This is a genomic window from Paraburkholderia sp. SECH2 (assembly GCF_030464795.1).
Classification (GTDB): domain Bacteria; phylum Pseudomonadota; class Gammaproteobacteria; order Burkholderiales; family Burkholderiaceae; genus Paraburkholderia; species Paraburkholderia aspalathi.
Window position 1 is genome coordinate 182,455 of sequence record NZ_JALPRH010000015.1, and the last position, 11,695, is coordinate 194,149.

The 11,695-nt window shown below is 60.5% G+C and carries 8 protein-coding genes and 1 rRNA gene; 3 read left to right on the plus strand and 6 right to left on the minus strand.

Annotated elements, in window-relative coordinates; translation table 11 throughout:
* Positions 1 to 163 precede the first annotated feature (163 nt).
* The 5 genes from cyoD to M0D66_RS23890 form a co-directional block, all read right to left on the minus strand.
* Entirely contained in the window at positions 164 to 520 is a 357-nt protein-coding gene (gene cyoD / locus M0D66_RS23870; protein ID WP_093644557.1) for a cytochrome o ubiquinol oxidase subunit IV, read from the minus strand.
* On the minus strand, positions 521 to 1,126 hold the full coding sequence (gene cyoC, locus M0D66_RS23875) for a cytochrome o ubiquinol oxidase subunit III (RefSeq protein WP_054038616.1): 606 nt from the start codon (positions 1,124 to 1,126) through the stop codon (positions 521 to 523).
* A complete protein-coding gene (cyoB, locus tag M0D66_RS23880) occupies positions 1,126 to 3,114 on the minus strand; it encodes a cytochrome o ubiquinol oxidase subunit I (protein WP_200622113.1) in 1,989 nt (662 codons plus the stop codon). The genes cyoC and cyoB overlap by 1 nt, the downstream gene beginning before the upstream one ends.
* Before the next feature lie 3 nt (positions 3,115 to 3,117).
* Positions 3,118 to 4,017, minus strand: coding sequence for a ubiquinol oxidase subunit II (gene cyoA, locus M0D66_RS23885; RefSeq protein ID WP_200622117.1), 900 nt, complete (start codon positions 4,015 to 4,017; stop codon positions 3,118 to 3,120).
* 375 nt (positions 4,018 to 4,392) lie between these two features.
* Entirely contained in the window at positions 4,393 to 5,946 is a 1,554-nt protein-coding gene (locus M0D66_RS23890; RefSeq protein ID WP_200622114.1) for an NADH-quinone oxidoreductase subunit M, read from the minus strand.
* A 686-nt stretch (positions 5,947 to 6,632) separates the two neighbouring features.
* Between M0D66_RS23890 and M0D66_RS23895 the strand changes: the two genes are divergently transcribed.
* From M0D66_RS23895 to M0D66_RS23905, 3 genes are all read left to right on the plus strand, one after another.
* Positions 6,633 to 7,382, plus strand: a complete 750-nt coding sequence (locus M0D66_RS23895) for an ABC transporter ATP-binding protein (RefSeq protein WP_200622115.1) — start codon at positions 6,633 to 6,635, stop codon at positions 7,380 to 7,382.
* Positions 7,372 to 9,942, plus strand: a complete 2,571-nt coding sequence (locus M0D66_RS23900; RefSeq protein ID WP_211706382.1) for an FtsX-like permease family protein — start codon at positions 7,372 to 7,374, stop codon at positions 9,940 to 9,942. Before M0D66_RS23895 ends, M0D66_RS23900 begins: the two co-directional genes overlap by 11 nt.
* 293 nt (positions 9,943 to 10,235) lie before the next feature.
* A complete protein-coding gene (locus M0D66_RS23905; RefSeq protein ID WP_266211714.1) occupies positions 10,236 to 11,255 on the plus strand; it encodes a carotenoid 1,2-hydratase in 1,020 nt (339 codons plus the stop codon).
* Between the two features lie 82 nt (positions 11,256 to 11,337).
* On the opposite strand, the gene rrf is transcribed toward M0D66_RS23905, so the two are convergent.
* Positions 11,338 to 11,450: ribosomal RNA gene (rrf, locus tag M0D66_RS23910) — 5S ribosomal RNA — on the minus strand.
* Between the last annotated feature and the right edge of the window lie 245 nt (positions 11,451 to 11,695).

Here is an 11,695-nt window from a genome sequence, read left to right on the forward strand (position 1 = left end):
ATGGATAGATGCGATCATGGAAACGATGCTAACGTGTGTTTCGAGGCAGGTCAATCTCGAATCGTGGCGCGGTGTCCGAATCGTGCGCCTTCGGAACTCATGAAGAAAGCCCCGCAAAGTTTTCACCTTGCGGGGCTTTTTCTCAAATGGCTACGTTTTCCGCCTAGCGGGACATCATATGCATGCTGACGTTATGCATGATCCACAATGACCCGACGATCAGAATCACAGCCGTAAGCACCGTGAAGCCGAACGCCATGACGTTCCAGCGCTGTGCCGACGACGCGTTCATGTGCAGGAAGAAAATCAGGTGCACGACGATCTGCACAAACGCGAGGCCTGCGATTGCGAGCAGAGCGTTCTCGCCGGTCAACGTCCCGTTGAGGACGAGACCGAAGGCCGCGGCAGTCAGGATGACGGAGAGAATGAAACCCACCGTATAGCTGCCGAAGCTGCCGTGACTTTCACCGCCGTGCCCTTCGTCCGGGTGCGCCAGGTGTGAGTGATGGCTATGGTCCATTTAGATCACGCTCGCAAGATAGACAAAGGTGAAGACGCCAATCCACACGACGTCCAGAAAGTGCCAGAACAGGCTCAGGCACGTTAGGCGAATCATGTCGCGTTCGGTCAGATCGCGATGACGCATCACCTGCACGGCGAGCACCACCATCCAGATCAGGCCGCAAGTAACGTGCAAACCGTGCGTGCCGACCAGCGTAAAGAACGACGACAGGAACGCGCTGCGGCTCGGGCCCGCACCCTGTGCGATCAGGTGCGAAAACTCGCGCATTTCCAGCACGAGGAACGCGAGACCCAGCAGGAAGGTCACGCCGAGCCAGAAGAGCAGCACGCCCTTCCGGTTCTTGTGCGCGCCCAGCATCGCGAAGCCGTACGTGATACTGCTCAACAGCAGCATCGACGTTTCAAGCGCGACGCCCGGGATCTCGAACAGATCTTTACCGGTCGGGCCACCCGCGAACTGATGGCCCATCACCGCGAATACGGCGAAGAGCGCGGCAAAGATGATGCAGTCGGTCATCAGGTACAGCCAGAAACCGAATACCGATTGCGACGGCACATGGTCCGGCGCGAGATGCGGCTGAACCGCAATAGTCTTCTGTAGCATCAGTCCACCTCTACCGCAATGTGGGCACCAGCGCCGGAGCGTTTTTCTTCAATCAACGCGACCGTGTCGGCCGGGATGTAATAGCCGTCGTTGTCCTGGAAGCTATAGATGATCACCGTGCCGATTGCACCGACCAGGCCGACGATCGCAAGCCACCAGATGTGCCACACACCGGCAAAGCCGAGCGCCAGCGAGAACAGGCCAACCAGCAGACCTGCTGACGTATTCGACGGCATATGAATGTCGCGATACACCGGCTCTGCTTGCGGCGCTTTACGCGACTTCATGTCGGTGAACGCGTCCAGCTTGCGCACCGTCGGGATGATCGCGAAGTTGTACACCGGCGGCGGCGAGCTCATCGCCCATTCCAGCGTATGACCGTTCCACGGATCGCCCGAGACGTCGCGATTTTGCGGCAGATTGCGGTCGCGGATACTGACGTACAGCTGCGCCAGCTGGCAGGCAATACCGATAGCGATCAGCCCTGCGCCGAACGCAGCGAGGATCAGCCACGGATGCCATGCCGGATTGTCGTAATGGTTCAGACGACGCGTCATACCCATAAAGCCGAGCACGTACAGCGGCATGAACGCGACATAGAAACCGACCAGCCAGAACCAGAACGCAGCCTTGCCGAGTTTTTCGTTCAGCTTGAAACCGAACGCTTTCGGGAACCAGTAGTTGAATCCGGCCAGATAACCGAACAGCACGCCACCGATGATCACGTTGTGGAAGTGAGCAATCAGGAACAGGCTGTTGTGCAGCACGAAGTCCGCGCCCGGGATCGCCATCATCACACCGGTCATCCCGCCGATCGTGAACGTGATCATGAAGCCGATCGTCCACAGCACGGGCGTGGTGAATTCCAGACGGCCCTTGTAGATCGTGAACAGCCAGTTGAACACTTTCACGCCGGTTGGAATCGCAATCACCATCGTCGCAATACCAAAGAACGCGTTGACGTCAGCGCCCGAACCCATCGTGAAGAAGTGGTGCAGCCACACGAGGAACGACAGCACCATGATCGCGCAGGTCGCCCATACCATCGTCTTGTAGCCAAAAAGCGGCTTCTTGGCGAAGGTGGCCACGACTTCCGAGAAAATACCGAACGCCGGCAGGATCAGGATGTACACCTCAGGGTGACCCCATGCCCAGATCAGGTTCAGGTACAGCATGGCGTTGCCGCCGCCGTCGTTCGTGAAGAAGTGCATGCCGAGGTAGCGGTCCAGACCGAGCAACGCGAGCGTCACGGTCAGGATCGGGAACGAGGCCATGATCAGCACGTTGGTGCAGAGCGCGGTCCACGTGAACACCGGCATCTTCATCCAGGTCATACCCGGGGCGCGCATCTTTACGATCGTCGCGAAGAAGTTCACGCCGGTGAGCAAGGTGCCGATACCGGAGAGCTGCAAACTCCACAGGTAATAGTCGACCCCGACACCCGGACTGAACTGCAACTCCGACAGCGGCGGATAAGCCAACCAACCTGTTTGCGCGAACTCACCGATCACCAGCGACACGTTGATCAGAATCGCGCTGACAGCGGTCATCCAGAAGCTCAACGAGTTGATGAAGGGGAACGCAACGTCGCGCGCGCCGATCTGCAGCGGCACGATCAGGTTCATCAGGCCGATCATGAACGCCATCGCCATGAAGAAAATCATGATGACGCCGTGGGCCGTGAACACCTGGTCGTAGTGATGCGGCGGCAGATAACCCGGGCTCATATAGCCGAGCGCCTGTTGCAGACGCATCATGATCGCGTCCGAGAAGCCGCGCAGCAGCATGATCATCGCCACGATGATGTACATGATGCCGAGCTTCTTATGGTCGACGGAGGTCAGCCATTCCGTCCACAGGTAGCGCCATTTGCCGAGATAGGTGACCGTGCCGAGCACGGCCAACCCGACGAGCGCCATGAAGATGCCCGCGCCCACGATGATTGGCTCGTGATACGGAATCGCATCGAGCGTAAGTTTTCCGAACATGCGTTACCCCTTACCCTTTGGCGCACAGTTAGCGTCGTTCATGTTGTCGAGGACGTTACCGTTGTTGTATCGGGCAATGATGTTGTGAAAGAGCTTCGGATCGACCGACGAGAAGTAGCGCACCGGCTCCTTCTCGGTAGGCGCCGACATCGCGTGATAGCGGTCCATGTCGAGACGGTCGGACGAGGCGCGGACCTTGCTGACCCACGCGTTGAACTCGTCGGGCGACGTGGCGAGCGCGCGGAACTTCATGTCCGAGAAGCCCTTGCCGCTGAAGTTCGCCGCGGTGCCTGCGTAGTTGCCGGCCTCGTCGGCGATCAGATGCAGACGCGTTTGCATACCCGCCATCGCGTAGATCTGGCCGCCGAGTTGCGGAATGAAGAAGGAGTTCATCACCGTGTCGGACGTGATGAGGAAGTTCACCGGCGTGCCGACCGGGAACGCCAGCTGGTTCACCGATGCAATGCCGAGGTCGGGATAGATGAAGAGCCACTTCCAGTCGAGTGCGACGACTTCGACGTTGATCGGCTTGACCTGAGACTCGAGCGGTTTATACGGATCGAGCTCGTGTGTGCTCTTCCACGTCAGCACGGCGAGGAACAGGATGATCAGCGTCGGAATCGTCCAGATGGCGATTTCGATGCCGGTGGAATGCACCCAGCCCGGCTTGTATTCGGCATTCCTGTTCGACGCGCGATAGCGCCATGCGAACAGCAGCGTGAGCGCGATAACCGGAACGACCACGATCAGCATGGCCCAGACCGACGTGGCAATCAGCTCACGTTCAGCCAGCCCCACACTCCCCTTCGGATTCAAAACATCGAGGTTGCTGCAACCCGAGAGCAACAACACAAGGCCGGCGGAAAGGAAACCTGCCGACCCTCGCAGCGTTTTTCCTTTCATATCCATTGCCTTTCTTCTACGACTTCAACGAACGTCATTCGACCGCTCTCCATTAGTAAGCGATCGCATAATAGGGGGTCGTCAAGGGGATATAAACACTCGTTTTCGCAACGATCTATTGCGCCGCAACACCGTGTGACATGTTGCCGCACTGCTGTGCGCACGTGAGGGTTTGCAATGCGCTATTGCGAAGTGCCGGCGGAATCGCCAGATCACAAAAGTCCCTTTAAACAGGCATTAAAACGCAGCGTGACCTGAGCGATTAGGCTGCGCGGATGCTCAGAAAGGACGTATGTACGGGTGCGACAAAGGCGCGTCCGCACAGGCAACATCCTGGCGACGGATGTTGCACCTGCGACACGCGCCTTGTTTTGATCAGCCCGGTGTGCGTGCCGCGACAGTAGCGGGAGCCGCAGCCTGCAGATGCTCGCCACCGTCAGCCGGTACGGAGTCTGACGGATGCAGGCTGCGTTCCGATTGCGCCAGCAGCGTGCCGACCGACGGGTCGATCGCATCGGTGAACGGCTTCGGATTGATGCCGATGGCCAGCACCAGCAACGCCATCGCGCCGAGCAACACGAACTCGCGCTTGCCGAGGTCCTGAAGCTTCGCGACGCGTGCATTGGCAATCGCGCCGAAAATCACGCGCTTGTACATCCACAGCGTGTAGGCCGCGCTCAGGACCAGCGTGGAGGCCGCGATTGCGCCGATCCAGAAATTGAAGCGGATCGCGCCCATCAGCACCATGAACTCGCCGACAAAACCCGAGGTACCCGGCAGGCCGATATTGGCCATCGAGAACAGCATCACGAACGCGGCGAAGCGCGGCATGGTGTTGGCAACGCCGCCGTATTCGGCGATCGAAGCCGTCTTCGTGCGGTCGAAGAGCATGCCCGTGCACAGTAGCATCGCGCCGGACACCACGCCGTACGACAGCATCTGCACGATCGCACCGGCCTGGCCGATACGGTTGAAGACGAACAGGCCGAGCGTCACGAGGCCCATGTGCGCGATCGTCGAATACGCGAGCAGGCGGCGCATGTCGGTCTGCACGAGTGCGAGCAGGCTCGAATAGATCACCGCGACCAGCGACAGCGTGATCATCATCGGCGCGAAGAAATGACTGGCTTGCGGGGCGATCGGCAACGCGAAACGCAGCAGACCGTAGCCGCCCAGCTTGAGCATGCCGATCATTACCGCGGCGCCGGTCGGGCCGTCGAGGTGGACGTCAGGCAGCCACGTGTGCAGCGGCCACATCGGCACCTTCACACCGAACGCAGCAAGGAAGCCGAGGAAGATCAGGACCTGCGGCCAGGTGCCGAGGCGAGTTTCACGCCACAGCGCGAGGTCGAAGCTGTGCGTCTGCGCATACAGGTACAGCATCGACATCAGCATCATCAGCGAGCCGAGGAACGAGACGAAGAAGAACTTCACCGCGGCATACGAGCGGTTCGAATTGCCCCATGTCCCGATCAGCAGGTACAGCGGAATCAGCGTCGCTTCGAACGAGATGAAGAACAGCATGCCGTCCATCGACGTGAACACGCCCTGCATGAAACCCGACAGCATCAGGAAGGCGCCGAAGTACTGCGCGGTGCGCTCGGTGATCGACTCCCACGAGGCGACCACGATGATGATCGTGGTCAGCGCGGTCAACGCGACGAGCCACAGCGAAATGCCATCCACCCCCACGTGCCACGCGATATCGAACGTGGGCGACCAGCGGACGTTCTCGACGAACTGCATCGACGTCACGTCGTTGCGGAAATTCGATACGAGCGGAATCACCGGCAGGAAACCCGCTATCGCGCCGATCAACGCGAGCCATCGCGTGCGGCCACGTGCCGCGTCCGATCCGGCACGCAAAACCACCAGGCCGGCGACAATAGGGATCCAGATGAGTAGGCTAAGAAGCGGAGGCAATGGCATGTGTTCTGTTGAAAACTTGAAATACAAAACGCCGCATCAATGCCTTCAAAAACGAAAGCATTGAAATGGATATGTAGGCTGGATTTCGCTGAAATCGACGTCGAAGCAGTGCTGCCTGCCTCACGTTTACCCGCAGTCGAATGACCAAGGGTGGGAGATTACCAAGATAAGAATACTTTTGCAGCGCAACAACGCTGCAACGCCGTTGGTAATGCTTTGTTGCCACGTGTGCCCTTGCGAAACGCCGAAAAATGTGCAGACGCACAAAGCAATTTCCCCAGGGTATACACCATGCTTTTTACATGAAGAAGAAAGCAATTGGCGGGCGATTAGCCGCTCTTGCATAGGCGCTTAGACGAGACGATCGCGCCGAAATAAATCATTCTGGTGCACGACACGCCATCAAAGCCGATTTCGAGCCGCCGGCGAAAATTTAGCGCGTCCGCGAGCAGAAAATTTTTTTGATCCGGCACTCTAAAGAAGCGTCGGCGCGAGCCCGAAAAGACCCTGTCGATCCGGGTGGCGGTTCATTATCGGACAGGTATCGGGCTATGGCGGCGCTCGCCTGCGAGCCTTACAGAACCCGAATATACTTCGGCGGTTCAGGGGCCGACGCTCGTGCGTAGTACGGTAGTTCTTCGCACGCCTGGACGCCGCCCTCACCGGCCAGACTTATCGGATACCGCATGCTGCTTCGTGATGAAGGTGTCGTTCCCGCGCTCGAATGCCGCGGGCTTGGCAAGACGTATGGCGCCGGCCGCATCGTGCTGGCGCACCTCGATTTCACGCTCGCGCCGGGTGAATTCGTCGCGATCATGGGTGACTCCGGCGTCGGCAAATCGACGTTGCTCAATCTCATTGCCGGGCTCGACAGCGCGGATAGCGGCGACGTGATCATCGACGGCAGCGCCGTCTCGCGTCTGGATGACAACGCGGCGACGCGCTTGCGCCGGCAAAAACTGGGCTTCGTGTTTCAGGCGTTTCACGTGCTGCCTCATCTGACGCTTGCGCAGAATGTCGCGCTGCCTCTTCTGTTAAACGAGCTGCCCATGGCCGGCGCGCTCGATATGCTCGCGGCCGTGGGTTTGAGCGGCCGTGGCGATGATTTTCCGCGGCAGTTGTCGGGCGGCGAGTTGCAACGCGTCGCCATTGCGCGGGCACTCGTGCATCGTCCGAAACTGATTCTCGCCGATGAACCCACCGGCAACCTCGATCCCGATACCGCACACGAAGTACTCGGCCTGTTCCGCACGCAAAGCAAGGCAACCGGGGCGGCCACCATCATGGTCACGCACTCGGAGGCGGCCGCGGCAGTGGCGGACCGCATTCTGATTCTGAGCGACGGCGGTTTGCATGCTTCATTGGGGCGCAACGCCTTTTCCGGCTCGGCCCCCGACGCTCGATCCGCTGCGCGTTCAGCTGATGATGCACGCTGACCCGCGCCCACTGGAACGAATGCGAGGTCATCGCAGGCTCGCGCGTTGGCTGTTGGGCGCAGAGTGGCACAGTCATCGCGGACGCGCACTGGTTGCAATCGCAACGATCGCGCTCGGCGTCGCGCTTGGCTACGCCGTTCAATTGATCAACAGTGCGGCCTTCAATGAATTCTCGGCGGCGGCGCGCAGCCTGTCGGGCGAGGCCGATCTGCAGGTGCGCGGTGCGCAACCTTTATTCGACGAATCCATCTACCCGCGTTTGTCCGCTGAGCCTGGCGTGGCGCTGGCGAGTCCGGTACTCGCTCTCGATGTGACCGTGCCGGATCAGAGCGCCGCGTTGCCAGTACTCGGTATCGATGTATTCAAGGCAAGCCGCATTGCGCCTGACCTGATTGGCGTGCCGTCGCCCGATCGGCCGTTCGATACGCTCGCAGCCGATACGGTGTTTCTCTCGGCGGCGGCGCAACAATGGTTGAACGTGAAGATCGGCGATGACGTGGCGCTGCAAAGCGGCACGTCGATCGTGCACTTTCGTGTGGCTGGCGGTCTCGTGAGAACGCGGCCGGGACAGCGGCTTGCGGTGATGGATATTGCCGCCGCTCAGTGGAAGTTCGGCAAGGCGGGCAAGCTGTCGCGCATCGACGTGCAACTCGAACGCGGCGTCGATCGCGAACGCTTCAAACGTGATCTGCAAGCGCAACTCGGCAGCCGGTGGGTGATCTCCGAGACGCGCGACGCCGAAAGCCGCACCGATCGTTTGTCGCGCGCCTATCGAATCAATATGAACGTGCTCGCGCTGGTGGCGCTTTTCACTGGCGCGTTCCTCGTGTTTTCGACGCAGGCACTGGGCGTCGTGCGACGCCGTGCCCAGTTCGCAATGCTGCGCGTGCTTGGACTGACGCGCGGCCAGTTGCTGCGCCAGATCCTGATGGAAGGCGCACTGCTCGGCCTCCTCGGTTCGCTGTCCGGACTCGCGCTTGGCTATGCGATGGCGAGCGGCGCGTTGCGTTTTTTCGGCAGCGATCTGGGCGGCGGCTACTTTCCCGGCGTGCAACCGCGCGTCGGTTTCGAGCCGCTCGCGACCGCACTATTTCTGATGCTCGGCATCGCCGTGTCGGTATTAGGCAGTCTTGCCCCCGCGTTGGAGGCGGCGCGTGCGCAGCCCGCGGCGGCGCTCAAAGCCGGTGCCGAAGAAGGCGCACTAGCCCGGCTCGCTACGCCTTGGCCCGCGTTGACATGTCTGCTGGTTGCCGCCGTGCTCACTCAAGTGCCGCCTCTGTTCGATGCGCCTATTGGCGGCTATCTGGCGGTTGCGCTGTTGCTGGTCGGTGGGATTGCGCTGATGCCGCGCGTGACGGCTTTGATCTTTGGCGCGGCAAGCCGTGCTATTGGCGCGCGGCGTCGGGCTGGCGCGGCGAGCACGTTGGCATTGGCGCGTCTCGCGAATGCGCCAGGCCATGCATCGATCGCAATGGGCGGCGTGCTGTCAAGCTTCGCGCTGATCGTCGCGATGGCGATCATGGTGGCGAGCTTCCGTGTTTCTGTCGAAGACTGGTTGGGCCACCTGCTCTCGGCCGATCTGTACGTTCGCGTGGCACCGAACGGCGACACCGGTGGCTTGCGCCCCGACGAACAGACTCTGCTGCGTACCGTGCCCGGCATCAAGACGGCAGCGTTCGCTCGTACCTCGCATCTCACGCTCGATCCTGCACGGCCGGACATCGCCGTGCTCGCCCGTGAAATCGACGCCGCTGATCCGGGTGCAAATCTGCAGATGACCGGGGCGGTGCTGCCTCCGTCCGAGTTGCATGAGGGCGAGACACCTGTTTGGGTATCCGAAGCAATGGTCGATCTATATGGGTACAAGCTTGGTCAGCGCGTGCAGTTACCGCTTGGTGAGCGCGGCCACGTGTTCGTTGTAGCCGGTGTATGGCGTGATTACGTGCGGCAGACCGGTGCGATTCAGATACGGCTTGCGGATTATCGACGCCTAACCGCCGACACTGGCGCGACGGATGTGGCTGTCACCGTTCAACCGGGAACGAGCGTCGAACGCGTGATGGCCGGCCTGCGTGCGCTGCCCTTCGGCGCATCGCTGACCCTGTCGCAACCGGGCGAAATCCGCGCGCGTACGCTGGTTATTTTCGATCGAAGTTTTGCCGTCACTTATCTTCTCGAGGGAGTCGCGATCGTGATCGGCCTGTTCGGCGTCGCGGCGACGTTTTCCGCGCAGACACTCGCACGGGCCCGTGAGTTCGGCATGCTGCGGCATGTGGGCGTGACCCGCTCGCAGGTTCTCGCGATTCTTGCGCTCGAAGGCGGGATGCTCACCGCTTGCGGCATCGCGATGGGCTTCGTTCTTGGATTCGCGATCAGCCTGATCCTGGTGTTCGTCGTCAATCCGCAGTCGTTTCACTGGAGCATGTCGCTGCACGTTCCATGGACAGTGCTCGGCACGGTGGCGTTGGTGATGCTGGCTTCGTCGTGTTCGACGGCGGTAATTGCGGGACGAGGCGCGGTGTCGGTGGATGCGGTGCGCGCGGTGAAGGAGGATTGGTGATGGGTGGGTCGTCGCGGGAGGTGGTGCGGGAATCGATGTATGACGCGGCGTATGGATCGGCGTATCAAGCGACGTATCGAGCGATGTATCAAGTGGCGTGTCGAGTGACTACATGCTCCTGTCGAACTGGTCGCGTCCGCCTGGCGCACAGCGTTCCAGGCAGGTCATCGGCTGCGCCGCGGCGCCTGGCAAGTGCACGAAGGCTGAACGCTGCGATTCATGCGGCGTTGCTTTGCTTGGGTTTGGTGGCTACAGCATCTGCGGTAGCCGCGACACCGGAGTTCGCAGCGGTCATGCCGGACCATTCGATCGTGCTGCCGCAAGATAGCGGCGCACACCCGGCTTTTCGCACCGAGTGGTGGTACGCAACAGGCTGGCTCACGACACCGGACAATCAGCCGCTCGGTTTCCAGATCACCTTCTTTCGCTCGGCAACCGGTCACGACGCAGCGGACCCGAGTGCGTTCGCACCATCGCAATTGATCATCGCCCACGCCGCGTTAAGCGATCCTGCGCTTGGTCATCTGACGCACGATCAGCGCATTGCCCGCCAAGGCTTCGGGCTGGCATATGCGAAGCCAGACAATACCGACGTCAAACTCGATGCATGGAAAATCGTCCGTGCCGGCGACGGTCACTACGACGTTACAGTGGACGCGAACGGATTCGCGCTGCGCCTCGCACTGACGCCGACGCAGGCTCCTTTGGTCCAGGGCGAACACGGCTACTCGCGCAAGGGTCCACGGCCGGAACAGGCAAGCTATTACTACAGCGAGCCACAATTGCGCGTGACTGGCAGCGTAGTTCGACCGGTCTCGGCGGGCAGCAAATCGACGGGCGAAACGGCCGTTACCGGCGCGGCGTGGCTCGATCACGAATGGTCCAGCACGCTGCTCGATGCCGACGCGGTCGGATGGGATTGGCTCGGCGCCAATCTGGCGGACGGTTCAGCCTTGATGGCTTTCAAGGTCCGCAGTCGCGATGGACACGCAACATGGGCACATGCTGCACTCAGAAATCGCGACGGCCAAGTGGCAACGTTCGGCCGCGATCAGGTCGATTTCACTCCAATTCGCACATGGCGCTCGCCACGCACGAACACGTCGTATCCCGTATCGATGACGGTCAAAACCGGCGCGCTTACGTGGCGCCTCGATCCGTTGATGGACGACCAGGAACTCGATTCCCGTCAGTCGACGGGTGCAGTGTATTGGGAGGGTGCAGTGCGGGTGAGCTGTGACGGCGCGGAAGTTGGACGTGCCTATCTGGAGTTGACGGGGTACGCGAACGCGCTGCGGATCGGGAAGGAGTGAGTGGCGTTGCTGACGGAATTTTCAGGGCCGTAAACGCAGAAACCCCACCTTTGCGGGGTGGGGTTTCTGGTCATGCTGGGGAGCCTGACGATTACCTACTTTCACACGGGAATCCGCACTATCATCGGCGTGGAGTCGTTTCACGGTCCTGTTCGGGATGGGAAGGGGTGGGACCGACTCGCTATGGTCATCAGGCATGACTTGTTGTCGTACTGCTCGTGGAGCAATACAACCAATCTGGAAGAAGTAGTTTCTGGTGATGCTCACCAGAGGGGGGTTGTGTTGTTTCTGGCACAACACTGATCACTCAACCGTGCGTGGTGTCCTGCCCCCCTTCGGGGGTGGGATCACTGTAAGCGCTGAAGCGCTAACACTGATCGACACAAAACACACCTGTTATAGGATCAAGCCTTACGGGCAATTAGTATCAGTTAGCTTAA